The organism is Phyllobacterium sophorae (assembly GCF_003010965.1).
GTDB lineage: Bacteria > Pseudomonadota > Alphaproteobacteria > Rhizobiales > Rhizobiaceae > Phyllobacterium > Phyllobacterium sophorae.
The window spans coordinates 245,211-270,353 of the sequence record NZ_PGGM01000002.1 but is presented as its reverse complement, the minus strand read 5'-3'; the positions used below and the strand labels follow the sequence as shown (position 1 = coordinate 270,353).

The 25,143-nt window shown below is 58.5% G+C and carries 22 protein-coding genes; 8 read left to right on the top strand and 14 right to left on the bottom strand.

Annotated features, from left to right (window positions below):
• Both CU103_RS05200 and CU103_RS05195 read right to left on the bottom strand, forming a co-directional pair.
• Window positions 1-768, bottom strand: coding sequence for a 4Fe-4S dicluster domain-containing protein (locus CU103_RS05200; RefSeq protein ID WP_106662875.1), 768 nt, complete (start codon window positions 766-768; stop codon window positions 1-3).
• The gene (locus CU103_RS05195) at window positions 765-3,620 is read right to left on the bottom strand and encodes a molybdopterin oxidoreductase family protein (protein WP_106662874.1); all 2,856 of its coding nucleotides are present in this window, start codon (window positions 3,618-3,620) and stop codon (window positions 765-767) included. Before CU103_RS05195 ends, CU103_RS05200 begins: the two co-directional genes overlap by 4 nt.
• A 160-nt stretch (window positions 3,621-3,780) precedes the next feature.
• Between CU103_RS05195 and CU103_RS05190 the strand changes: the two genes are divergently transcribed.
• From CU103_RS05190 to CU103_RS05170, 5 genes are read left to right on the top strand one after another with little or no spacing between them, the layout of a single operon-like run.
• The gene (locus CU103_RS05190) at window positions 3,781-5,052 is read left to right on the top strand and encodes an acetylornithine deacetylase/succinyl-diaminopimelate desuccinylase family protein (RefSeq protein ID WP_106662873.1); all 1,272 of its coding nucleotides are present in this window, start codon (window positions 3,781-3,783) and stop codon (window positions 5,050-5,052) included.
• Between the two features lie 53 nt (window positions 5,053-5,105).
• Window positions 5,106-6,587, top strand: a complete 1,482-nt coding sequence (locus CU103_RS05185; protein ID WP_106663303.1) for an ABC transporter substrate-binding protein — start codon at window positions 5,106-5,108, stop codon at window positions 6,585-6,587.
• Window positions 6,588-6,621: 34 nt separating this feature from the next.
• Window positions 6,622-7,569: an ABC transporter permease gene (locus CU103_RS05180; protein ID WP_106662872.1), complete on the top strand. Its 948-nt coding sequence runs from the start codon at window positions 6,622-6,624 to the stop codon at window positions 7,567-7,569.
• Window positions 7,566-8,420: an ABC transporter permease gene (locus CU103_RS05175; protein ID WP_106662871.1), complete on the top strand. Its 855-nt coding sequence runs from the start codon at window positions 7,566-7,568 to the stop codon at window positions 8,418-8,420. The genes CU103_RS05180 and CU103_RS05175 overlap by 4 nt, the downstream gene beginning before the upstream one ends.
• Window positions 8,420-10,042, top strand: coding sequence for an ABC transporter ATP-binding protein (locus CU103_RS05170; protein WP_106662870.1), 1,623 nt, complete (start codon window positions 8,420-8,422; stop codon window positions 10,040-10,042). Before CU103_RS05175 ends, CU103_RS05170 begins: the two co-directional genes overlap by 1 nt.
• Here the strand turns inward: CU103_RS05170 and cbiB are convergent.
• Genes cbiB through cobA form a run of 4 tightly spaced genes read right to left on the bottom strand, consistent with a single transcriptional unit; the run spans window position 10,039 to window position 14,193 of the window.
• Window positions 10,039-11,019: an adenosylcobinamide-phosphate synthase CbiB gene (gene cbiB, locus CU103_RS05165; RefSeq protein ID WP_106662869.1), complete on the bottom strand. Its 981-nt coding sequence runs from the start codon at window positions 11,017-11,019 to the stop codon at window positions 10,039-10,041. The genes CU103_RS05170 and cbiB overlap by 4 nt on opposite strands.
• A 29-nt stretch (window positions 11,020-11,048) precedes the next feature.
• Complete coding sequence (gene cobD, locus CU103_RS05160; protein WP_106662868.1) at window positions 11,049-12,059, bottom strand: threonine-phosphate decarboxylase CobD; 1,011 nt, start codon at window positions 12,057-12,059, stop codon at window positions 11,049-11,051.
• A complete protein-coding gene (locus CU103_RS05155) occupies window positions 12,059-13,357 on the bottom strand; it encodes a cobyrinic acid a,c-diamide synthase CobB (protein WP_106662867.1) in 1,299 nt (432 codons plus the stop codon). The genes cobD and CU103_RS05155 overlap by 1 nt, the downstream gene beginning before the upstream one ends.
• Window positions 13,354-14,193 (bottom strand): uroporphyrinogen-III C-methyltransferase, encoded by an 840-nt coding sequence (cobA, locus tag CU103_RS05150; RefSeq protein WP_106662866.1) that lies wholly within the window; start codon window positions 14,191-14,193, stop codon window positions 13,354-13,356. Before cobA ends, CU103_RS05155 begins: the two co-directional genes overlap by 4 nt.
• Before the next feature lie 104 nt (window positions 14,194-14,297).
• Here cobA and CU103_RS05145 point away from each other — a divergent pair, with 104 nt between their 5' ends.
• Together CU103_RS05145 and CU103_RS05140 are read left to right on the top strand one after the other, a co-directional pair.
• Entirely contained in the window at window positions 14,298-15,413 is a 1,116-nt protein-coding gene (locus CU103_RS05145; RefSeq protein WP_106663302.1) for a cobalt-precorrin-5B (C(1))-methyltransferase, read from the top strand.
• Window positions 15,406-16,164: a cobalt-precorrin-6A reductase gene (locus CU103_RS05140; RefSeq protein ID WP_106662865.1), complete on the top strand. Its 759-nt coding sequence runs from the start codon at window positions 15,406-15,408 to the stop codon at window positions 16,162-16,164. Before CU103_RS05145 ends, CU103_RS05140 begins: the two co-directional genes overlap by 8 nt.
• On the opposite strand, the gene cobM is transcribed toward CU103_RS05140, so the two are convergent.
• From cobM to CU103_RS05125, 3 genes are read right to left on the bottom strand one after another with little or no spacing between them, the layout of a single operon-like run.
• Window positions 16,144-16,905 (bottom strand): precorrin-4 C(11)-methyltransferase, encoded by a 762-nt coding sequence (gene cobM, locus CU103_RS05135; RefSeq protein ID WP_106662864.1) that lies wholly within the window; start codon window positions 16,903-16,905, stop codon window positions 16,144-16,146. The two genes, CU103_RS05140 and cobM, sit on opposite strands and share 21 nt — an antisense overlap.
• Window positions 16,902-17,303 (bottom strand): cobalamin biosynthesis protein, encoded by a 402-nt coding sequence (locus tag CU103_RS05130; protein ID WP_106662863.1) that lies wholly within the window; start codon window positions 17,301-17,303, stop codon window positions 16,902-16,904. The genes cobM and CU103_RS05130 overlap by 4 nt, the downstream gene beginning before the upstream one ends.
• Window positions 17,303-17,731, bottom strand: coding sequence for a tellurite resistance TerB family protein (locus CU103_RS05125; protein WP_106662862.1), 429 nt, complete (start codon window positions 17,729-17,731; stop codon window positions 17,303-17,305). The genes CU103_RS05130 and CU103_RS05125 overlap by 1 nt, the downstream gene beginning before the upstream one ends.
• A gap of 171 nt (window positions 17,732-17,902) precedes the next feature.
• Between CU103_RS05125 and CU103_RS05120 the strand changes: the two genes are divergently transcribed.
• Window positions 17,903-18,712, top strand: coding sequence for a TSUP family transporter (locus CU103_RS05120; RefSeq protein WP_106662861.1), 810 nt, complete (start codon window positions 17,903-17,905; stop codon window positions 18,710-18,712).
• On the opposite strand, the gene CU103_RS05115 is transcribed toward CU103_RS05120, so the two are convergent.
• The 5 genes from CU103_RS05115 to cobU are packed head-to-tail and all read right to left on the bottom strand — an operon-like array spanning window position 18,687 to window position 25,116.
• On the bottom strand, window positions 18,687-19,115 hold the full coding sequence (locus CU103_RS05115; RefSeq protein ID WP_106662860.1) for an EamA family transporter: 429 nt from the start codon (window positions 19,113-19,115) through the stop codon (window positions 18,687-18,689). The two genes, CU103_RS05120 and CU103_RS05115, sit on opposite strands and share 26 nt — an antisense overlap.
• Window positions 19,115-19,753, bottom strand: a complete 639-nt coding sequence (gene cobO, locus CU103_RS05110) for a cob(I)yrinic acid a,c-diamide adenosyltransferase (RefSeq protein ID WP_106662859.1) — start codon at window positions 19,751-19,753, stop codon at window positions 19,115-19,117. Before cobO ends, CU103_RS05115 begins: the two co-directional genes overlap by 1 nt.
• Before the next feature lie 26 nt (window positions 19,754-19,779).
• Entirely contained in the window at window positions 19,780-23,511 is a 3,732-nt protein-coding gene (gene cobN / locus CU103_RS05105; RefSeq protein ID WP_106662858.1) for a cobaltochelatase subunit CobN, read from the bottom strand.
• Between the two features lie 14 nt (window positions 23,512-23,525).
• On the bottom strand, window positions 23,526-24,578 hold the full coding sequence (gene cobW, locus CU103_RS05100) for a cobalamin biosynthesis protein CobW (RefSeq protein ID WP_106663301.1): 1,053 nt from the start codon (window positions 24,576-24,578) through the stop codon (window positions 23,526-23,528).
• 19 nt (window positions 24,579-24,597) lie between these two features.
• Entirely contained in the window at window positions 24,598-25,116 is a 519-nt protein-coding gene (cobU, locus tag CU103_RS05095; RefSeq protein ID WP_106662857.1) for a bifunctional adenosylcobinamide kinase/adenosylcobinamide-phosphate guanylyltransferase, read from the bottom strand.
• Window positions 25,117-25,143 lie beyond the last annotated feature (27 nt).

Sequence of the window (25,143 nt, the reverse complement as noted above, 5' to 3'; positions counted from 1 at the left end):
CTAAATCCGGTCCAGCGTCTTGTCGAGCCATGCGAAAAACCCACGCGCGCCTTCGGTGTTTTCGGCAAGCGGGATGATCGGCGCGCTGTCGCTCAGGCAAGTCCGTGGGCGGGGTGGCAGATACTTGTTTGTCGGCCGCGTTTCTTGCTCCGGCATCAGGTCAAACCCGCCTCTTTCAGCCACCATGATCGAGACGTCGGAATTAGGATCGCCAAGATCGCCAAAATGCCGAGCGTTTACCGGACAGGTCCTGACACAGGATGGCACGCGGTCTTCCTGCTTCAAGGTCTCGTTATAGATGCGGTCCACACACAGCGTGCATTTCTTCATCACGCCGGCGGCCAAATCCATCTCCCGCGCGCCATAGGCGCAGGCCCAGGCACAAAGCCCGCAACCGATGCACTTGTCCTCGTCAACCAGCACGATGCCGTCCTCGGCGCGTTTGTAGGAAGCGCCGGTTGGGCACACCGTCACACATGGCGCATCTTCGCAGTGCAGGCAGGACTTCGGAAAATGCACCACACGCGCATCGCCAGCTTCGCCAATAATTTGCCCGCCCTCCGGGACCACCTCGAAACTGTGGATGCGGTTGAGAAACGTCCCCGAAACGTCTCCTCCGTAAGGATCTTGGTCCGATAGCGCATTGCCATAGCCACCGGTATTCCATTCCTTGCAGCTGATCACACAGGCATGGCAACCGACGCAGACATCAAGGTCGATGACCAGCCCGAGCCTTTTGGCGGTGCGGTTTTGCGGCAGGCTGGTCATTTGCTTGTCCACTCCTCCCCATAGCGCAACTCGTCCACCGGCTGCCTCTGGCTGCCGGGCCGCTTGATCGTACCGAAATGCGGCTCGCTGATCTCTGCTCCTGATTCGGCTTTTTCGATGCGCACGCGCAAATCGTACCAGGCCGCCTGCCCGGTGATCGGATCGGAATTGGACCAGCGCATGCCATCGCCTTTGGGGGGCAGGAGTTCGTGAATGAGATGGTTCAGCAGGAAGCCCTTCGTTGCTTCAGGTGAATTCGGATCAAGCGCCCAGGCACCCTTGCGCTTGCCGATCGCATTCCAAGTCCACATGGTTTTCCCATTCACGGCGTCAGTCCGCGCGATCTCGCACTTGATGCGTCCATGATGGGATGTGACCCAGGCCCAATCGCCATCCTTCAAGCCCAGCTCATCGCAGATATTGCTGGGGACATAGAGAGGGTTTCTGGTATGGATTTGCCGCAACCAGGCGTTCTGCGAGCCCCAGGAGTGATACATCGCCATGGGCCGCTGCGTGATCGCATGAAACGGAAATTCAGCGGTATCGACACCTTGCTCCTCGAAGGGCCGGTACCAGTCAGGCAGCGGATCGAAACAGTCGAGCAAGCGCTGTCTGTATTGCTCGGGCGCAACGGGTTTCCGGACACCAAGCGCCGACAACCGGAATTTCTGCAGTGTCTCAACGTAGAGCTGGATAGTGACCGGCTGGGGCGCATCGAAGAAGCCCATATCGATGGCAAATTGCTGATACGCGGCGTTGTGATGCTTGAAATATAGCGCCTCTTCGGGAATGGGCTTCATCCAGAAGGCGCCATGGTCGATATAGTTCTTCAGCTGGTCCGCGTTGGGTGCACCACGGCCCTCGCCCTGCGCATCCGCGCCACGCCAGCCGGACAGCGGGCCGATTCCCGGTTTACGCTGGTGATTGACGATATAGTCGGCATAGTCCTTGTAAAGGGCATTGCCCTCGCCATCGACAAAGCCGGGAAGCTTCAACCGCGCGCCAAGATCGATCAGCACGGATTGGAAGCCACGCACATCGCGGTCCGGCTCCAAGACCGGCCAGCGGATCGCATCGCATGCGGCCTCCGGTTCGGAGATCGGCCGGTCAAGCAGCGAAATGCAGTCGTGCCGCTCCAGATAGGTCGTGTCGGGCAGGATCAGATCGGCATAGGCGACCATCTCCGATGAATAGGCGTCCGAGTAGATGATTTTCGGGATTATATATTCGCCCGTCGTCTCGTCGCGCGCTTCAAGCATCTTGATAGTGCCGCGCGTGTTCATCGACGAATTCCACGCCATGTTCGCCATATAGAGAAACAGCACGTCCACCGGATAGGGATCGCCTGCAGTGGCATTGGCAATGACCATGTGCATCATGCCATGCGCTGATAATGGCGCTTCCCAGGAAAACGCCTTGTCGATGCGCTGCGGTTTGCCGTCGCTGTCCACCAGCAGGTCTTCAGGTCCGAGTGGATAACCCAGGTGCGGACCTGCGAGCGGTTGGCCGGGCTTTACATGTTCGGCCCTGCCATGCGGCCGCGGATGCGCGGTGGCAGGCTTCGGATAGGGCGGCTTGTAACGATAACCGCCAGGGCAATCGATGGAGCCGATGATTGTCTGCAGCACATGCAAGGCTCGCGCCGACTGGAAACCATTGGAATGGGCGGAGATGCCGCGCATGGCGTGAAAGCTCACCGGCCGGCCGATCATGACCTCGTGTTGCTCGCCCTTCATGTCGGTCCAGGGCTGTTCCACCACAATCTCTTCTTCGAACGCCACGCGAGCAATTTCTGAAGCCAATCCCCGGATCGTTGCCGCCGCAATTCCGGTTTCAGCGGCAATCGCTTCCGGCGCATATTTCGGATCGAGATATTTTTCTGCCATCAGCCGCAGCACACTGCGCACGTTCCGGCCGTCCGAGGTGACGAAATCTGCATTGAGATCGGCCACGTGACCTGGCTCGTCAAATCGCGCCAGCGCACCCGTCTTGCGGTCGCGCACCAGCGCCTTGCCGAGGTCGTCGCGCAGAAAGAGGCCATGATCCTCCTTGGCTTCGTCATCGATCACCAGCCACGGCGCATTGGTGTAGCGCTGCAGATAATCGAGATCGATCTTGCCAGTCCTGAAGAGCTCGTGAATGACGCTGAGGATCAGCAACCCGTCCGTGCCCGGCCTGATTCCAATCCAGTTGTCGGCGACCGCGGAATAGCCAGTGCGAACCGGATTGACCGAGACAAATCGCGCACCGCGCTTCTTCAGTTTGGAGATGCCAATCTTGATCGGATTGGAATCGTGGTCTTCCGCGACGCCGAACAGCACGAAGAGCTTCGTCTTATCCCAATCGGGAGCACCGAACTCCCAGAATGCCCCGCCAATCGTGTAGATCCCCGCCGCCGCCATATTGACGGAGCAGAAACCTCCATGCGCAGCATAGTTGGGCGTTCCGAAATTCTGCGCCCAGAAACTGGTCAGTGCCTGGCTTTGGTCCCGGCCGGTAAAAAATGCCAGCTTCTGCGGCGCGGTCTCGCGCACAGGTTGCAGCCAATCGACAGCCAGCGACAGGGCTTCTTCCCAGCTGATTTCCTTGAACTCGCCGGAGCCGCGCGGCCCGGTTCGCAGCAGCGGTGCACGCAAGCGCGCCGGCGAATAATGCTGCATGATCCCCGCGGATCCCTTGGCACACAGAACACCCTTGTTGATAGGATGGTCCCGGTTGCCTTCGATGTAACGGACCTTGCCGTCCTTGATGTGCACATCGATGCCGCAACGGCAGGCGCACATGTAGCAAGTGGTCTTGCGGATTTCATCACCAACCGGCTCCGACAGGGCAAGGTGTGGTTCTGCGTTCATTTTTGATGGGCCCCGCTCGTCACATGCTTCGTGGCTTGTTTTATAAGAACAATTCCAAACCGCCAAACACACAAACGACATCTCATCAGGAAAACGGCATTTGCTACGGGCAACAAGTTGCCTCTTGCCAAATCGGGAGCGGTCCTGATTTGATATGAGCATGGACGACAAGCTCTCCCGCGCCATCGAGAAACGACGTGATGACCTGATCACGCTGACGCGTGAACTCATCCGCTTTCCCACGATCAACCCGCCTGGCGAGGCCTACACACCTTGCGCTGAGTATCTCGCGCAGCGGTTGCAAAAGTTCGGCTTCGAAACCCAGTTGATTCGCGGGGAAGGCACACCCGGCGACACTGACCGCTATCCCCGCACCAATGTCGTTGCCCGTTTTGACGGCCGCACTCACGGCCAGACCGTGCATTTCAATTCGCACATCGATGTCGTTGATACCGGCGAAGGTTGGACGGTCGACCCGTTTGAAGGTGTCGTCAAGGACGGCAAGGTCTATGGGCGCGGCGCCTGCGACATGAAGGGCGGACTTGCGGCCTCGATCATCGCTGCGGAAGCTTTTCTCGAAGTCTATCCCGATTTTTCCGGTGCTATCGAGATTTCCGGCACTGTGGACGAGGAATCAGGCGGTTTCGGCGGCGTCGCCTATCTCGCCAGTAAAGGTTTCTTCTCCAAGCCGCGCGTCGATCACGTCATCATTCCCGAACCGCTCAACAAAGATCGCATCTGTCTTGGCCATCGCGGTGTCTGGTGGGCAGAGATCGAGACCAAGGGTGAGATCGCGCACGGCTCAATGCCATTTCTTGGCGATTGCGCGGTCCGCCACATGGGCGCAGTACTTGAAGCCTTCGAAAAGGAACTATTTCCGGCGCTCGAACAGAAACAGACGCGTATGCCCGTGGTGCCGGAGGGCGCGCGCCGGTCGACGATGAACATCAATTCGATCCATGGCGGCCAGACCGATGATTATTCCGGATTGCCTTCTCCCAATGTGCCGGACTCCTGCCTGTTGACCATCGATCGCCGCTTCTTGCTCGAAGAGGACATTGCCGAGGTAAAGCGCGAGGTGAGTTCAATCCTCGACCGGCTGCAATGGGAGCGGCCGAAATTTCACTACAACATTCGCGACATCATGGAGGTACAACCGTTGATGACCGAGCGCGACGCGCCGGTCGTGACAGCCATTGCCGAAGGCATTCGCGCCGTCTTCAACAAAGAGCCCGACTATGTAATTTCTCCCGGCACCTACGATCAGAAGCATATCGCGCGCATTGGATTGCTGCATGACTGCATCGCCTATGGGCCCGGCATCCTCGACCTCGCGCATCGGCCCGATGAATATGTCGGTATCGAAGACATGATCGAGTCGGCTAAAGTCATGGCACTCGGTTTGAAGGTGTTATTAACCGGGTCGATCTAGACGAGATAAATGTCCATTCCAGTTGCGGCAAAGTGTTCGGGAGACGTTGAATGATGAAATTCTGGAAGTCAGTCCTCGCAGGTGCTGCTATCGCGCTACTCTCGTCCACCGCTTCCTTTGCGGCAAAAACCGATCTGGTGCTTGGCATCGTGCTGGAACCGCCGCACCTCGATCCGACAGCAGGTGCCGCTGCTGCGATTGATGAGGTCGTCTACGCCAATATTTTCGAGGGCCTGACGCGGATCGGAGCGAAAGGCGACGTTCTCCCTGCCCTCGCCGAGAGCTGGACGATCTCCGGCGACGGCAAGATCTACACCTTCAAGCTGCACAAGGACGTAAAATTCCACGACGGCACGGCATTCGATGCCGAGGACGTCAAGTTTTCGCTCGATCGCGCTCACGCCGACAAATCCACAAATGCGCAAAAGGGTCTGTTTGCCGCCATCGACACGGTGGAGGTTGTGGATCCATTGACCGTCAAGGTCACCCTGAAACAGCCGAATGGCGATTTTCTCTATAATATGGGCTGGGGTGATGCGGTGATCGTCGCGCCGGAAAGCGCCGGGACCAACAAGGAAAAGCCGATCGGAACCGGCCCGTTCAAGTTCGATTCCTGGGCCAAGGGCTCGCAGATCGTCATCTCGAAGAACCCCGAATACTGGGGTACGCCGGCAGCATTGGAAAAGGCCACATTCCGTGTCATTCCGGATCCGGCAGCGGCCACAGCGGCACTCATGGCCGGCGATGTGCAGGCCTTTCCGGTTTTCCCGAGCTATGAAACTATCGCGCAGTTTCAGGCCGACCCTCGCTTCAAGGTGGTTATAGGTACCACCGAAGGCGAAACGGTCCTCGGCATGAACAACAAGAAGCCACCCTTCGACAATCTGAAGGTGCGTCAAGCCATTGCCCACGCCATCGATCGCAAGGCGCTGATCGACGGCGCGATGTTCGGCCTCGGAACGCCTATCGGCTCATTCTTTCCGCCGCATCACCCAGCCTATCTCGATCTGACATCGGAAACCGCCTATGATCCCGAGCTGTCAAAGAAGCTACTTGCCGAGGCCGGCCACGCTGATGGCTTTAAGACGACGCTGAAATTGCCGCCACCCACCTATGCAAGACGCGGCGGCGAGATCATTGCGGCTGAGCTCCGCGAAATCGGCATCGAAGCCGAGATCATACCGTTGGAGTGGGCCCAGTGGCTCGAACAGGTTTTCAAGGGCAAGGATTACGACATGACGATCGTCTCCCACACCGAGCCCAACGATCTCAACATTTTCGCCCGCGATGATTACTACTTCAACTATGACAATCCGGCGTTCAGGGATTTGATCAAGCAGATCGAAGCAACTTCCGACGCAGAAAAGCGTACGGAACTCTACCAGCAGGCCCAGAAGGTTCTGGCAACCGATGTTCCCGCGGCCTTCCTGTTCCAGCTACCCAAAACCGGCGTATGGGACGCAAAGATCGAGGGGCTGTGGGAAAACGGTCCGATTCAAGCCAACGATCTGACCGCGGTGAAGTGGGCGGAGTGATGTTCGCCAGCGTCGCCAAAATCGAGGCTGATTCATGCTGAGCTACGCGTCAAAGCGCGTTCTGATCGGATTCCTTACGCTGCTGGCAGCATCTGTCGTTGTGTTTGCGGTGCTTGAAGTCGTGCCAGGCGATCCGGCCCGCCTGATGCTCGGCATGAATGCGACCGAAGATGCCGTCCGTACCCTTCAAGAGCAGATGGGGCTCAATCAACCATTGATCACCCGTTATCTCAGCTGGCTAGGTGGCCTCCTTTCAGGCGACCTGGGTAGGTCTTATACCTACTCAGTCCCGGTCATCGATCTGATCACCGAACGCGTCGCGGTTTCGTTGCCGCTTGCCCTGATCTCCTTGGCTCTGTCCACCCTGATTGCCATCCCGGTCGGCCTGTTTTCCGCAGCGCGACGCGGTTCGCTTTCCGATACCGCGACCATGGGCGTTGCCCAGGTGGGTGTCGCCATTCCCAATTTCTGGTTCGCCCTCCTCCTTGTCTATGTTTTCGCAGTGACGCTTCGGCTTGTTCCGGCAGGCGGCTTTCCCGGCTGGCATGCCGGTCTATGGCCTGGCCTCAAGTCCCTGATCCTGCCGTCGATCGCTCTTGCCTTGCCGCAGGCCGCCATCCTGGCACGCATCACCCGTTCAGCCCTACTGGACGTGCTCGGCGAAGACTACATCCGCACGGCCCGCGCCAAGGGACTAAGCCGCCGCAAGGTGCTTTACCGTCATGCGCTGCGCAATGCCCTCATCCCGGTTCTGACCATTCTCGGCTTGCAATTTGCCTTCCTGCTCGCCGGGACGATCATCATCGAGAACGTCTTCTACCTGCCTGGCCTCGGCCGTCTTGTGTTCCAGGCGATCACCCAGCGCGACCTGATTGTTGTCGAAGGCGTGGTCATGGTGCTTGTGGCCACCGTGATCCTGGTCAATCTTCTGGTTGATCTGTCTTATGCCGTCGTCGACCCGCGCCTTCGGAGCCGCGCATGAATACCTCCACCATATGGCGTGAGAATATCGCCAAGGCTCTCTCCAACAGGTCATTTGCCATCGGATTGATCATTACGGGTCTGCTTGCGTTGATTGCGGCACTGTCCTTTGTCTGGACACCCTATGCGGTCGGCACGTTCGACATCGTGGGCAAGCTGAAACCGCCATCCGCGGCCCACTGGCTCGGCACCGACCACTTTGGCAGGGATATTCTCTCGATGATCATGGTTGGCAGCCGCAATTCGATCGCCGTCGCCTTCGTCTCCGTGGTGATCGGCGCAGGCGTCGGCATTCCGCTCGGCCTTTGGGCTGCAGCGCGCGCCGGTGTCATTGACGAGGTGCTCATGCGCTTCAACGATCTGATCTTTGCTTTCCCCGCGCTCCTTTCGGCGGTCATGATCACGGCTGTCTTCGGACCGGGCGCTGTCAACGCCATCATCGCGATTGGCATATTCAATATTCCGGTCTTCGCCCGTGTCGCCCGCGGCGCGGCGCTGTCGCTCTGGCCGCGTGAATATATTCTGGCTGCCCGTGCGTCGGGCAAAGGGGCGGCGCGCATCACGGTCGAGCATATTCTGCCCAACATGGCGAACCTCCTCGTCGTGCAGGCAACCATGCAGTTCTCGCTCGGTATCCTTGCCGAAGCGGGTCTCTCCTATGTTGGCCTTGGATCCCAGCCGCCGATGCCCAGCTGGGGCCGCATGCTATTCGAGGCGCAGACGATGATCAGCATCGCCCCGCACATGGCCCTGTTTCCCGGTCTCGCCATCGTCACCACCGTTCTTGGTCTCAATTTGCTTGGCGATGGCCTGCGCGATGTCCTTGACCCGAAGCTGTGGCGGGAACGTTAATGGCTTTGCTCGAAATCAAGAACCTGTCATTGAAGATCGGAGCCTTTCAGGCTTTGAAGCGCGTCGATCTCGCCATTGATCCGGGTGAAATCCGCGCATTGGTGGGCGAATCCGGCTCAGGCAAATCCATGACTGCGCTCAGCATTATGAAACTGCTGCCAAGCGGTGCCAAGGCAGAAGGGCAAATTCGCTTCAACGGCAAGGACATTTTGGCGGCAAGCGAAGCCGATATGTGCCAGTTGCGTGGCGACGACATCGGCATGGTGTTTCAGGAACCGATGACGGCGCTCAATCCGGTGAAAACCATCGGTGAACAGGTCGCAGAAGGGATCCGGCAACACACACGAGCGAGCCGCGCCGTTGCAGAAGAGCAGACATGCGCCATTCTCGACAGGGTTGGCCTGCCGACTTCAAAGTTTCCGCTTCGCCGCTATCCGCATGAACTCTCCGGTGGCCAACGCCAGCGCGTCGTCATTGCCATCGCCTGTGCACTGAAACCGAAACTGTTGATCGCCGACGAACCGACCACCGCGCTGGATGTCGTCCTGCAAGCCCAAATCCTGGAGCTATTGCAAAGTCTCGTCGACGAACAAAAAATGGGGCTGCTGCTCATCAGTCACGATCTGGCGGTAGTGGCCGACACGGCCCATTCGATAACCATTCTCCGCCATGGCGAGGTGATGGATAATGGTGAGACCACGCAGATCCTGACGGAGCAGACCCATCCCTACACACGCCAGCTGGCGCAGGCCTCGATGCATGTTCCGGATCGGACGAGCCACCAGCATGTTCGAAGCCAGGGTTCTCTGCTTTCAGCCCGCAATCTTGAGCGCAGCTACCGTGGAAGTCGCAGCGGCTTATTTGCCCGGAGCGAAGACACGAAAGCAGTTGACGATGTCAGCTTCGATCTCCAGCAGGGTCAATCCATGGCACTGGTTGGCCGCTCCGGTTGTGGCAAATCCACCTTGGCACGCATGATTCTTGCGCTCGATCGGCCCACCGCCGGTGAGATAAAATTTGGAAATCAACGCATCGACCACCTGAAAGAAGATGCGCTACGTCCTGTCCGCCAAAACATGCAGGTGGTATTTCAGGATCCATATGGGTCGTTCAATCCGCGACACAAGGCAGACCGCCTCGTGGCAGAACCCCTCTACCTGCTGGATCGCCCGCTCTCATCTTCCGAAAAACGCGATCGTATCGATGCGGCACTGGAGCGGGTTGGCATACCGCGAAAGGACCGGGACAAATATCCGCATGAATTTTCCGGTGGCCAGCGTCAACGCCTCGCCATCGCCCGCGCCATCATCACAGAACCGAAGCTGATCGTTGCCGATGAGCCAGTGTCGGCGCTCGATGTGTCGATCCGCGCGCAGATCCTTGACCTTTTCGCCGATCTCAATGGCCGGCTCGGCATCGCCTATCTGTTCATCACCCATGATCTCGCGGTGGCTCGCGCCATCACGGATACGGTCATGATCATGTCCAACGGCAAGATCGTCGAGCGCGGGAATACCGGCGAAGTCTTGCGCAATCCGCAATCCGACGCCGGGCGAGCGCTTGTCCAGGCCTCACCCGATCTGCACAAAGCCCTGGCGCGACGTATTGGCGAACAGGGTTAGAGCAGCAGCCCCACGAGGAAAAGGACGAGGATGGCGACAGTGAAGGTCGCAGTCGCGACGCTGAAGATGTTGAGTGCATCCTCGATGTTTTCGGCTCCGACATCACGCCGGCCCGCGCCATTCAGCATAGGCTCATTGGCGGTAACGCCGCCGTAAACGCGCGGGCCCGCCAGCGCTACCTCGATAGCGCCAGCCATCGCGGCCTCCGGCCAACCTGCATTGGGCGAGCGGTGCAGACGCGCATCGCGCATCATCACATTGAACGATCGAAGCGCAGCATCATATCCGTGCACGATCCAGGCCGCGCCGGAAATCAGCAGCCCCGTCAGTCGCGCAGGAACCCAATTGGCCACGTCATCGAGCTTGGCGGCAAAGCGTCCAAAATCGCGATGGCGATCGTTCAGGTGACCAATCATTGAGTCCGAGGTGTTCAGCAGCTTGTAGGCAAGGAGTCCCGGAAGCCCCAGCAAGGCATACCAGAATGCCGGCGCGATGATCCCATCGGACGTATTCTCCGCGAGGCTTTCGATGGCAGCACGGCTGACGCCTGCGTCATCGAGCACTTCCGGATCTCGTCCAACAATCATCGAGACAGCCCGCCGGGCCCCTATAATTCCCTCGTCGCGCAGCGCATTGGCAACACGGGAGACGTGATCAGCAAGGCTTCGCTGCGCGAGGAACACCGCAACGATAAGAGCTTCGATCAACTCGCCAAGAGGAGAGATGGTTCGCAGCGCCACATGCACCAGCCAGCCGACCGCGGCTGCCAGCACAAGCAAGCCCAGCATCGCAAGAAAGCCGTCGCGTCGCCTTTCATAGTCTGAATTGGTCGGCTTGTTGAACCTTTGGTCTACGAAGCTGATAGCCTTGCCGAAGAGGACGACCGGATGTGGAATTCTTTCCCACAACCAGTCCGGATCGCCGAAATAACGATCAGCAAGCAAGGCAAGAAACAGAATCAAGAAATTGATTACCATGAATAATTCGATCCCTCTGAATCAGAATATCAGCTTGAAACTGTGCTCAGGGCCTTCCCCAGGCGCTGATGCAAGATGTCAGCCGCGTTTTCATCCAATGGCAGACCAAAACGTAGCCATTGTGGCGCATAACCGAATTTTCGCGTGAGAACATGCTGCTTGCAAAGTTCTTCGTGAAGCAGATGCGCCTGCCTGAACTCTACCAGTGAAAACAGCATCGTTCCACCAATCTCGACAACGCCTGCCTCAGCGAGAACGTTCGCAAGCAGTGTACGGCGTACGCTCAGCCGCGCCATATAGTCTGCAAGCAGTTGCTTCTCTGAAAACGCATGCGTTGCAATCGCCAGCGCGGGACCGGATACCGGCCAAGGGCCCAAGCGCGATTTGAGAGCCTGCGCAATAGCGCTCGTCGAAAGCGCAAAGCCAAGACGCAGCCCTCCAAGACCAAAGACCTTGCCGAAGGATTTGAGGACAATCAGCCCATTCATTCCCGCATGCGCGGCGATGCTCACCTCAGGATGCGGATCGGCAAAGGCTTCATCGACGATGAGAAAGCCGCCCCTGCCATCCAGTCGTCTCGCCAAATCTAGCAGAAGATCCACCGCAATCACGCGCCCATCTGGATTGTTCGGATTGACGATGACCGCAGCCTTTGCAGACTGGGGAATGTCATCAACGCTCCGGCAATTCGCAACAGTCCAGCCCGCTTGCCGGAACGACTGCTCATGTTCCTGATAGGTGGGACCAACAATGGCAATCTCACCCTTGATCATCAGTTCGGGCATTATCTGGATCAGCGCCTGCGTTCCCGGCGCCGCTGAAATTCCGGCATCGCTTCGCATGCCATAGTAGCTGCTTGCTGCACGCAGTGCCGATGCCAGCAGCTTCTCGTCGGGCAACCGATTCCATATCTCGGGCCCGATCGGCGGCAAAGGGAAAACTTCCGGATTGATACCTGTCGAAAGATCAAACCAGTCGTCGATCCCGCCGCCGAAACGCTCCATGGCGCGGTCGAGCGCCCCTCCATGTTCAACCTGCATCATCCCGCCAAATCAATTACGTGCATGTAGGAGCCACAGACCGATCCGACGCGCAGACCCGCCTCATCCAAATCCTCGCCGAGCGCATCCTTGACCTGGAAGAGCCGCAAGGCATCGCCCTCGCGAATTATGCTGGCATAGTGAAACTCGTGCGCTGTCAGCGGAACTTGGAATGGTGAAGCGGCGAGTGGTGCGAGCCGCCGATAGCCAAGATGCAGTCGGCGCTTTGCAAAGCTTGTTTCGACCGGCAACAGCCCCAGCATTTGATGCTTTTCGCCCGCAGCATCCTCGATGCTTTCGCCCAGAACCATATACCCGCCGCATTCGCCATAGATGGAAACGCCCTTGGCTGCTGCCTGCCTCATCCCAGATGCAAAATTTGCAGCCTGCGCGAGCTGTCCCGCGTACAGTTCAGGGTAGCCGCCGGGGAGATAAATTGCGTCGCAGGTCTCGGAAGGCGCTTCATTGGCAAGGGGCGAAAAGAAGCTGATCTCCGCGCCCCGCCTGCGCCAGCCATCCAGCAGGTGCAAATAAGAGAAGGCAAAGGCATTGTCGCGGGCAACCGCAATGCGCTGTCCTAGCGGCGGAATTCGCGCGATATTTGCCATGGACGCCGTGGGACCATAGCGGCCAGCGATTTGCTGAATGCGATCAAGAGCGATCCGTTCGACGATGACGGAAGCGGCGTAAGCAATGAAATTGTCGAGGTCCACGTGTTCGCCTGCCTGAACAAGGCCGAGGTGCCGTTCTGGCAGTTGCAGCTTCTCGTCGCGCGGCACTGAGCCCAGGACCGGTATGCCCACGGGCTCGAGCGCCGACCTTAGCATGGCATCATGACGCGTGCTGCCGATGCGGTTGAGGATCAGCCCTGCTATCATTACATTGCGGCGAAAATCACGAAATCCGCTGACGAGCGCAGCAACTGAGTGCGATTGCCGGGCACAGTCCAGAACGAGAATGACCGGTAGAGCAAGGCGTGTCGCCAGGTCCGCCGCCGACCCTCTTCCGTCCATCGCCCCGTCGAACAGCCCCATCATACCCTCGACGACAAGCATCTTGCCGCCTTCGATATGGCGGGATGCAAGGGCGCTGATCAGATCTGGCCGCATAGCCCATGGATCGAGATTGACGCAAGGAACGCCGCTTGCGAGCGTGTGGTAGGCGGGATCGATATAGTCGGGACCGGCTTTCGCCGGGGCGATAGCGACTCCAAGATCGTGCAGTGCCCTCAGCAGCCCCAGTGTTACTGTAGTCTTGCCGCTGCCGGAAGCTGGCGCGGCGACGATGACGCCTTTCATCCTGCATCCTTTTCCCGGCGGGTGCCGAGAGGATCCTGCTTGAGCACGCGGCCCTCCACCGCACCGAGCCAGTCGAGAGCGGCGCGCAAGCGCACAACTTCGCCGACGACGACAATGGCAGGCGGCCGAAGACCGGACTGGCTCACTTCCGCCTCGGCTTTCTCCAAAGTCGTCTCCAGCACCTTTTGTTCACCGGTTGTCGCGTTACAGACAAAGGCAATTGGTTCATCCTTCGAACGTCCGGCGCCGATCAACCGCGAGGCAATCAGGCCAATGTGTTTCATGGCCATGTACATCACGATCACCGAAGAGCCCTTGGCGATACTACTCCAGTCCATCGAATCAGGCACCAGACCGGTTGCATCGTGCCCGGTCAAGAAGGTGACGCTCTGGTTGGTTTCACGGTGCGTCACCGGAATGCCCGCATAGGCAAGTCCACCGATCCCAGCAGTGATGCCGGGGACAATCCGGAACGGTACGCCATGTTCAACCAGGGTAAGCGCTTCCTCGCCTCCGCGCCCGAACACGAAAGGATCGCCGCCCTTCAGCCGCAGGACGCGTTTGCCCGAATGCGCCAGCTCAACCAGCCGCAGCGAAATGTCCCGCTGCTGAGGCGACGGTTTGCCGCCGCGCTTGCCGGCATATTCCAAGGTTGAGTCAGGACGGGCGAACGACAGGCAATCTTTATTGACCAGCGCGTCGTAGACCACCACATCAGCCTGTTCGAGCGCATTGACCGCATGCAACGTCAGAAGACCAGGATCCCCCGGCCCTGCCCCGACAAGCCAAACATGTCCCGCTTCAAACTTTGGCAGTTTTGATTTCATTGCGCCCATCGCTCACTGGTCCTTTTTGCGCATAGCACAATTTTTCTGACCGCAAGCATGAACTTATCGGAAAAATCATGCAACGGGCGGAGAAGCTGGTCTATAAGATCCGTATGAGTGATGAACCGGATGCCGGATTGCGTAAACCAGACGAAACGATCGACCGGCCTTTGCGCAGGGGCTGGACGACGGGTGCGTGCGCAACCGCAGCGACGAAAGCTGCGCTTATTGGTTTGATCACTGGTGAATTTCCCGATCCGGTGGCCATTATCCTGCCCAAGGGTGAGGTCCCGCATTTCCAGCTGGCGATCGAATCGATCGGCGACGGTTACGCCATGGCAGGCATCGTCAAAGATGCTGGTGATGATCCCGATGTCACACATGGCGCAACCATAATCTCGACCGTATTCCCCGCACCGCCCGGAAGCGGCATCCAGTTTGTCGCAGGCGAAGGCGTCGGTACTGTCACCTTGCCGGGCCTGCCGATCGCACCAGGCGAAGCAGCCATCAACCCCGTACCGCGGCAAATGATGACCAAAATCTGTGAAGAGATTTGTGCGCAGTATGACTTGCCCGCCGATATCATCATCACGATCTCCGTGCCCGAGGGCGAGGAAATCGCCAAGAATACCTGGAACCCTCGTCTCGGCATTGTCGGCGGCATTTCGATCCTGGGCACCACTGGCATCGTTCATCCTTTTTCCTGCGCTGCCTGGATCCATTCGATCCATCGCGGCATAGACGTGTCGCGCGCGTCGGGATTGACGCATGTCCTTGCCGCGACTGGCTCCACTTCCGAAGATGCAGCGCAAGCCATCTACAACCTTCCGGAAATCGCGCTGCTCGATATGGGTGATTTTGCCGGCGGGCTCCTGAAATATTTGCGCGTACATCCCATTGACCGGCTGACTATCGCTGGAGGCTTTGCCAAACTGACGAAACTGGCGCAAGGTGCGCTCGATCTTCATTCGGGACGCAGCCAGGTCAGTATGACGTTTCTGGCCGATGAAGCGGAAAAGCTTGGTCTCGACCCAAATATGAGAGAGCGGATTCTGAATGCCAACACTGCTCAGGAAGTGCTTGAATTGACTCAAAGTCTCGGGATCGATCTCGCCAGCCCGATCGCTGCGAAGGCCAGGCAAACAGCACTTGCCACTCTCAAGGGAGCGCCGGTCGAGGTGGAAGTGATCGTCACTGATCGCAAAGGCACAGTGCTCTCCCGTGTCTGATCGTCCGATCCTCATTCTTGGCGGCACCGCGGAGGCTTCGAAACTCGCCACTCTGCTCGTAGCGCAAGGCCGCCGCGTAATTTCATCGCTCGCAGGGCGCACACGCGATCCAGCAAAACTCGAGGGTGAAGTTCGCACTGGCGGGTTTGGCGGCGCAAGAGGGCTCACGGGCTACATTGCGCGCGAGAATGTATCGCTGCTCATCGATGCCACCCATCCCTTCGCAACGCAAATCTCTGACAATGCACTCGTGGCAGTGGCTTCGACCCAAGTTCCGTTCGTCCGCTTGGAACGGCCGGCATGGCACCCAAAGCCCGGTGACCGATGGACAAGCGTTGCATCGCTTGAGGAGGCAGTCGCTGCCATCCCTACGAGGGCTCGCGTACTGCTCGCCCTGGGACGCCAGCACATTGCCTCCTTCTCCCGTCGCGGTGATGTGCATTTCGTGGTCCGCATGATCGACCCGCCAGAAACACCGCTCGATCTCGTCGATTTCGAGTTGGAGCTCTCAAGGCCCGGCAAAGTGGAAGATGAGACAGCTTTCCTGACGAAGAAGCGTCTAACACTTATCGTCTGCCGCAACTCCGGTGGCTCTGCCTCCTATACGAAGATCAAAGCCGCTCGTGATCTCGGCCTGCCCGTCATCATGATCGACCGGCCACACCGCCCCGGCACACACACACTGATAGATATCGAAAGTGTAAGTCAGTTCGTCGACGAGATTTTGGGTTCACTCCGGGCGCGAACGTAACGTGTGGCTGTGATCCTTGTGGTAGAGCGCTGAGTCCCGAAACGCGTCGGCCGACAAACCGCGCCCGACAAAGATCATGGCAGACCGGCTGAGGCCGGATGCCTTTACCTTGTCCGCAATATCGCCAAGCGTCCCATGGATGAACTGTTCGTCAGGCCACCCAACGCGATAGGCAACGATCACAGGGCAATCTGCACCATAGAGCGGCGTGAGCTCGGTTTCTATGCGCGCCAGATTGCGGATCGACAGGTGAATGACCAGTGTCGCGCCGGATTTCCCGAGTGTGGCCAGATCTTCCCCCTCCGGCATGGCCGACGATTTCATTGATGTGCGCGTCAAGATGATTGTCTGGCACACTTCCGGGACCGTCAGTTCCTTCTTCAAGGCAGCAGCAGCGGCTGCGAATGCCGGAACGCCCGGTGTCACATCATAGGCGATGCCGAGCGCATCGAGGCGTCGCATTTGTTCAGCGACCGCCCCGTAGATCGACGGATCACCCGAATGTACCCGCGCCACTTCCTTGCCTTCGGCGTGCGCCCGCTCGATCTCACCGATGATCTCGTCCAGCGTGAGCGATGAGGTGTCGATCACCCTCGCGCCATCAGGTACCTCCGCCACCATTTCCGGTGGAACCAGCGACCCGGCATAGAGGCAGACTGGACAGGACTGGATAAGTTTCAGGCCGCGCACGGTGATAAGATCCGGTGCGCCGGGACCTGCGCCGATAAAGTGAACTTTCATTGTCTCAACTCGCCTATCTCTGCCAATGCGCCGGTGGCGTGAGCGGATTTGGTCTTTCCGACCACCAGTACGCCATCCGAACGCGCGGCCGCAAGCGCAGCCGCTTCCGCCACACCATGGCAGCCGACCAGAGCAAAAACCCGTTCCGATGGATTGAGCAGTCGGGGCGTCTGTTCCTCCAGGCTTTCAGCACTGAAGAATGTCAACGGCAAGCCGAAGTATTCCGCGGCTTGCAAAAGGGCCGGTTCGCTCCGGCGTTGATCGATTGAATATATTCCAATCACATCGCTGGCCTTGACGCCGGCGACTTTCAGAATACGTTCGATCAGGGATAAAACCTCTTGCGGATCGCATCCGCGCTCGCAGCCAATACCAAGCGCGTAAATTGGCCGGGGCATCAGTGCTTCTTGTGCAATTCTTCGGGTGTCACGCCCAGGAGATCCGCGGTGGTGCGAATCAGATTGGCCTCTTGGGGATCAAGATCATTGTCTGCATTTGCAATCACCAGAAGGTGACGCAGCAGCGACACCTTGCGATCAAACGGCACATCGGCAAAGGCCAGCGCAGCTTGCTTGCTCGTCGTCTCGTAACCGAAGTCCTTGAGATATTCTGCCACCTCAGCAAATTCGTCGCGCGGAATACCGAAATCACTCTCCGCGATACCCAGAATAGCAGCATATTCGGTCTTGTCCGTCTTGCCGTCCGCCAATGCCACATGCAGCAAAAGCAAAAGCTCTGCCGTCAACACCGGATCATCGGCGACCTTTTGCACCGCACTTTTTGCTCCAAGATAAGCGGTAATCCGATCAAAAATGCTTTCGCTCATTGTACCCCCAACTGTCCTTTAAGATTGATTGCAGCGCGGACCCGCAAATTCAAGTGCCGAAACAGCACACCTGGCGGCGATTCGCATACTGCGAGGCATCCGTACGCCAAAACTGCTCGCCAAACGCAAAAATCTGGCTATGGTCCGCCGCGTTGCACAGAGACCCTCCCCATGTCCGCCTTCCTCGAAAACGTACCACCACTCCTGATATTCGCTGCGTTCGTCGCAGGCTTCATCGACTCGATTGCTGGAGGCGGAGGCCTCGTAACAGTGCCGGCCTTGCTTTTGGCTGGTCTTTCGCCCGTCGAATCCCTTGGGACGAACAAGCTGCAGTCGCTGTTTGGCTCGGCCTCGGCCACAATCGCCTATGCGCAAAAGGGACATGTCGACCTCAAGAGCCAACTACCGTCTGCGCTCATGTCCGCGCTTGGAGCCATTGGCGGAGCTCTGTTGGCAGGCTTCTTGCCTGGGGATGTGCTACGTGCCTTCCTGCCGGTCCTGCTGATCGCGATTGCCATCTATTTTGCGGTCAAACCCAATATGGACGACGTGGATCGTGCGCGCCGTGTCACGCCATTCCTGTTCGGACTTACCATCGTGCCGCTCATAGGCTTCTATGATGGGCTGTTTGGTCCGGGAACCGGCTCTTTTTTCATGCTGAGTTTTGTCTCGCTTGCCGGTTACGGCCTGCTCAAGGCTACGGCCCATACCAAGCTTCTGAATTTCGCATCCAATCTTGGCGGCTTTCTTACGTTTGCATTTCTTGGCGTGATCAACTGGAAGATCGGTTTGCTGATGGGCATCGCTCAGTTCGCCGGAGCCCGCGTTGGTGCCAGTCTGGCAATGAAATCCGGCGCAGCAATCATAAAGCCGTTATTGATCGTCGTCTGCTTGGCGCTGGCCACCAAACTTCTCTATGCCGACAATCCCTGGGGAACATGGCTCGCTGCGCTCTTCAGAACCGCAGGCTCAGTAGGATAACGCCTCCGGCGATCAACAAAACGCCGAGCCAGTTGAGTCCGGAAAGCTTCTCTCCGAGAAAAGCGACGCCAAAGATCGCCACCATGACGATGGAAAGCTTGTCGATAGGGGCCACCCGCGCCGCATCACCGATTTTGAGCGCACGAAAATATGCAAGCCAGGAAGCCCCTGTCGCCAGCCCTGACAGAATAAGAAATGTCCACGTCTTGGTGGAAATTGCCGACAAGCCCTGCCATTGGCCGCTGACTGTCAGGAACACGCATAGCGCTCCGATAATAACAAAGGTCCGGATCAGCGTTGCAAAATCGGAGTTGATGTTCTCGATACCAACCTTGGCAAATATGGCGGTCAGGGCTGCAAACATCGCAGAAACGACCGCCCAGAATTGCCAGCTGTCGGCCATCAGAACTCAATTCCCTTCTGGGCCTTGATGCCGGAACGGAACGGATGTTTGATCATTTCCATCTCAGTGACGAGGTCGGCAAACTCGATAAGTTCGTCTTTGGCGTTTCGTCCCGTGATGATCACATGTTTCATGTGCGGCTTCTGCTTCAAAACCTCGATGATTTCTTCTACGGGCAGATAGTCATAGCGCAAGGCGATATTCAATTCGTCGCAGAGCACCAGTTCCGTTTCGTCGTCGAGGATCATTGCCTTCGCCTGCTCCCAGGCATTGCGCGCCATGGCGATGTCGCGTGCGCGATCCTGCGTCTCCCAGGTAAACCCCTCGCCCATTGCTGAGATAGTCACCTGTTCCGGAAATTTTTCCAGAACCCAGCGTTCACCCGTATCCCATGAGCCCTTTACAAACTGCACGACGCCGATCTTCATCCCATGGCCGAGCGCGCGGAAGACGACGCCAAAGCCGGCTGTGGATTTGCCCTTGCCTTTGCCGGTATTGACGATCACGAGACCTTTTTCATCAGTCTTGGTCGCCAGAATCTTGTCACGCACCGCCTTCTTCTTGCGCATCTTGTCGGCGTGGCGCTCGTTTATTTCCGCTTCGGTCAGATTCTGCAATTTTTGTGATTTTTCAGCCATTTGGCGTTTCCTTCCGAATCAAATTATCAGGCAGCGAGCTTGCTGAGTTCATACCGTGCCGAGTTGGAGCGGGGGGTCCAGAAACCGCGTGTCACCGCCCCTTCGAGCTTCTCCGCCATATCGCGCAAAGCGTGCGGGTTTTTCTCCCGCAGGAAAGCCCGCACATCCTCATCCACCAGGAATGCCTGATACACGGCTTCAAAATGGTGATTACCGACGGCTCCCGTCGTTGCCGCGAAGGCAAAGAGGTAATCGACCGTCGCTGCCATCTCAAAGGCGCCCTTATATCCATGGCGCATGACACCTGCGATCCACTTTGGGTTGGTCACACGCCCGCGCACCGTGCGAGCAATCTCCTCCTCAAGCGTGCGGATAACCGGCTTTTCGGGACGCGAATGGTCATTGTGGTAGATCGTGGGCCGCTCGCCGGATACGAGTTCCACCGCTGCCGACATGCCGCCTTCGAACTGGTAGTAGTCATCGGAATCAAGAAGATCGTGTTCGCGATTGTCCTGATTTTGCACGACTGCGTTCAACGTGCGCAGCCGTTCTTCCAGTAGCCCGCGCTCCGCCTTGCCTTCTTCGCCCGCGCCATAGGCATAGCCACCCCATACGAGCCATGCTTCAGCCAGATCGTCCCGCTTTGCCCAGGCATTTTCGTCCATGAGCGCCTGCAATCCAGCGCCATAGGCCCCCAGTTTGGAGCCAAAGACGCGGAAACCGGCGCGCTGCCTGGCCAGCTTTTCCTCTACACCTTCCGTAATAAGCCGCGCCTGCTCGCTGCGCATTCTGGCTGCGACCGGATTGTCCTGAGTATCCTCATCGAGAGCACCGACCGCCCGCACTGCCGTATCGAACAAGGCGATCTGCTCGGGAAAGGCATCGCGGAAGAAGCCGGAAATGCGCAGGGTGACGTCAACGCGCGGACGACCGAGCACGGCAATCGGGATAATTTCGTAGCCGGTGACCCGGCGTGAGGCCATGTCCCATATCGGCTTGACGCCGATCAGAGCCAGCGCCTGGGCAATATCATCACCACCGGTGCGCATATTGGACGTGCCCCAGGCAGTCAGTCCAAACGAAGTCGGCCATTCGCCATGATCCTGCGTGTAACGGCGGATCAAAAGCTCGGCGGATTTCTGCCCGAGTTCCCATGCCGCGGGCGTTGGCACGGCCCGCGTATCGACCGAAAAGAAATTACGCCCGGTCGGCAGCACGTCGGGGCGGCCACGCGTTGGCGCTCCTGAAGGACCGGGGGCGATGAACCGGCCGTCCAGCGCCATCAACAGGGCTTTCATCTCCGCGTCGCCGCAGGCAATCACAGCAGGATGCAGATTCGTGCGGATGCCCTCAATCACTTCGGCAGTCGCCGTCCACGTTGAAGGGCATTCGACTTCCGCCGACACCAGCCTCGCTGCCAGAAGTTCGACACGTTCCACCGTATCGCCCGCGATACGCCATGGATCATCCGAAACCGCCTGCAGGATATCGGGCCGGGCCCCGTTCCATGGCGCGGCCATCTCGCTGTCAAGCGGATCGAAGCCATCAAGTCCAAGATCGAACGCGATCGCCCGCTGCAGACTTTGATCTGCACCATGGCCGGAACCACGCGGAACACGTGCCAAGGCAACAACAAGGTCAGTCATCAGACGCCCTTCCGGTGAGCGTCCGAAGATATGCAGGCCGTCACGGATCTGCATTTCCTTCAGATCACAAAGATAGGCGTCCAGCTTTTGCAAGGCGAGATCGTCGGGATCATGGTCATGAATACCCGCATCGCTGTCGAGCCCGATGTCGCGTACCAGATCAAGGATCTGGACTTTCAACCGCACCAAGCGGCGTGGATCGACACCCGAGGCTTCGTAATACTCATCCACCAGCGCTTCGAGGTCCTTCAGCGGTCCATAACTCTCGGCGCGCGTCAGCGGCGGTGTAAGATGGTCGATAATGACAGCAGCCGAGCGGCGCTTTGCCTGGGTTCCCTCGCCCGGGTCGTTGACGATGAACGGATAGATATGAGGTATCGGGCCAAGCACGGCTTCCGGATAGCAGGTTTCCGACAGTGCGAGAGATTTGCCCGGAAGCCATTCGAGATTGCCATGCTTGCCGACATGCACGATGGCGTGCGCTCCATAGACCTCTCGCAGATAGGCATAGAAGGCGAGATAACCATGCGGCGGTACGAGGTCCGGCGAATGGTATGTCTCCTTCGGATCGATATTGTAGCCGCGTGCCGGTTGAATACCGAGCAGCGTTTCGCCGAAGCGCGCGAGCGGCAGCGCAAACATCTCTGCCTGCGCCATGAAGTATGGATCAGTGGCGGGTTCGCCCCAACGTGCAGCAATCGCCTGCTGAATCGATTGTGGAAGCTTCCCGTAGAAGCTCTTGTATTGTTTAAGGGAAATGGTTTCGCGGATTTCCCTGCCATCGCTCGCTGCGTTGGTCGGCCCCGCCATCATATGGTGGATCAGCGCGTCGCCATCGGCGGGAATATCGGCAATGCGATAGCCATGATCGCGCATCGAATTCAGCATGTGCCACGTGCCTGCCGGGGTATCGAGGCCCACTCCATTGCCAAGCCGCCCATCGCGGTTGGGATAATTGGCCATGATCAAGGCAACACGCCGCGCCTCGGGTTTTGCTGCCCGCAGCCTCGCCCAGTTCGCCGCCAGCGCGGCAACGAATTCAACGCGATCGGCCAGCGGTTCATGCGTGACGATATTGGCTTCGACCGCCTCATCGTATTGCCGTGCCGATTTGAACGACACCGCGCGAGAAAGTACGCGTCCGTCCACCTCCGGCAGCGCCACATTCATGGCCAGATCGCGAGCCGAGAGGCCCTGGCCGGAATTGCGCCATTGCTCGGCGCTCGATCCGGAAAAGATCACCTGCAGCACCACCGCGCCATCATGCTCGAGCACGGTGGGTTTGCGCGCAGCGCCGGGTGCGGATACCGCGAACCCAGTTGCGTTGAGGACGACTGCCGGCGGGGCCTCTCCGAAAATGGCCTCCAGTGTCGCCACCGAGACTGGGTCTTTCAGGCTCGAGACAAATAGCGGCATCGGATTCAGGCCCTTCGCCTTCAGCGCCTCGATCAATGCCTCTACCGGTTGCGTCTGTCCGCTCTGCACCAACGCGCGGTAGAAGCAAATCGCGGCAACCGGAGAATCTTCCCGCCAGTGCCTCCGCATTTCATCAAGCGAGGGAGCGCTACTCCCCGGCCACCACAGTCCGGCTTTAAGCAGTGGCGCTGCTTCCTGCGGCTTGTCCTTGCCGTCGATCAACGCAGCGCAATAGTCGAGGAAGCGCTGGGCGTTTTGCGCTCCCCCTTCAAGCAGATAGTGCCACAGCGCATCCCGATCCTGCCGCGCAATCGTCGAGAACCGGTCGAGTCCTGGATCCGGCTTGTCGTCGCCGGACAGAACGGCAAGCATGACCTTGTGATTGACGGCGCAGGCATGCAGAGCTTCCAGCCCATAGGGCCAATAGCTCTCGCCGCCGATAATCCGCACGACAATGAGCTTGGCGTGGCGCGCGGTCCGCTCGACATAAGCATCGACGGACATCGGATGCGCCAGCGACATCATATTGGCGAGGCGCAGAGACACCCCATCACCGGCCTGCCGCCGGGCAGATGCGAGACTCGCCAACTCCGTATCTGCGGCGGAGAGAAACAGCACATCCCCCGGCGTCTGGCCGAGATCAACCGCCTCGGTGCCTTCGGCTATGGTGCCTTTCTGGGCAAGCAGGAGATGCATTCGGTTTCCTCTAATCAGGCCGCTGCGGCATTCATTGCACTTGAGATGGCCGCCGTGTCGATATCGTGCAGACCGATAACAACCAGTCGCGTCTGGCGCTCTTCACCGGGATGCCAGCTGCGGTCGAAGTAGTGTTCAATCCGCGAACCCACCGCTTGCACGACAAGGCGCATCGGCTTGCCAGGTACGTTGACGAAGCCCTTGAGCCGCAGAACATCATGGTCGGCAATCACGCTCTTCAGCTTCTCGACAAATGATTTCGGCTCGGCCACCGGACCAAGCCCGACGACGAAGCTTTCGAATTCGTCGTGGTCATGTTCTTCGCCCGCTTCGTGTTCCATCTCATGATGCGATTTGCGGTTGGCGATATCGTCCTCGGTGCCCACGCCAAGTCCGAGCAGCAACTGATTGCTGAGTTTACCGAAACTCGCCGGAACCATGTTGAGCGCGCGTATTGACCGGCTCTGTACATCGTTTTTGACCGCGTCGAGCTGAGCGCCGCTGATGAGGTCGGTTTTGTTCAAAATGATGAGATCGGCGGCCCGTATTTGGTCCTCGAACAGTTCCTCAAGCGGGCTGTCGTGGTCGAGCGATTCATCCTGGACACGCTGCGCGTCGACTTTATCGTGGTCGTCGGCAAAGCGGCCTTCCGAAACGGCGGCAGCGTCGATGACCGTGACGACACCATCGACGGTCACCTGCGTCTTGATTTCCGGCCAGTTGAAGGCCGCAACCAGCGGCTGCGGCAATGCGAGGCCGGAGGTCTCGATCACGATGTGATCCGGACGGTCGGGACGGTCAAGCAATTTGGTCATCGTCGGGATGAAGTCATCGGCCACAGTGCAGCAGATGCAGCCATTGTTGAGCTCGATCACATCCTCATCGCGGCATGCCTCGATACCGCAGCCTTTGAGCAGACCGCCATCGACGCCCAGATCGCCAAATTCATTGATGATCAGTGCGATGCGCTTGCCATTGGCATTCTCGAGCAGGTTGCGGATCATCGTCGTCTTGCCCGAGCCGAGGAAGCCGGTGATGACCGTTGCCGGAATCTTTTGATCAAGCATCTTTTGACCCTGCATGTTCTTATCCCTTCATTTTGAGCGGCAGTCCTGCTGCCACGAAATAGACAGTTGCCGCGGCCCCGGCCACGGCTTGATGGAGGCGCCCCGCATGATCGCGAAACTCGCGCGCCATGCGGTTTTCCGGAACGATTCCGAGACCCACCTCATTCGATACGAACACCAGGGGCCCCTTGAGTCGTGGCAGCACGGCCACAAGCTCCGCCGTCTCCGCCTCTATATCGCGCTCCGCCATCATCAGATTGGTGAGCCAAAGTGTGAGACAATCGACAAGGACCGCTCTGTTGCCAGCGGATTCGCTTTGCAAAAGGCCGACCAGATCGAGTGGCTCTTCAATCGTCGTCCAGGCGGACCCGCGCCGCGCTTTGTGCAGCCCTATCCGCGCAGACATTTCATCGTCCCACGCTTTGCCGGTGGCCAGATAGACAGCTTCCAAACCGGATGCTTCAATCAAACCCTCGGCAAAAGAAGATTTACCGGAACGCGCACCGCCAAGGATAAAGGTGACCCCATGTCCTAACATTGCCGGGGGCCTTTTGGGGGTGGAATT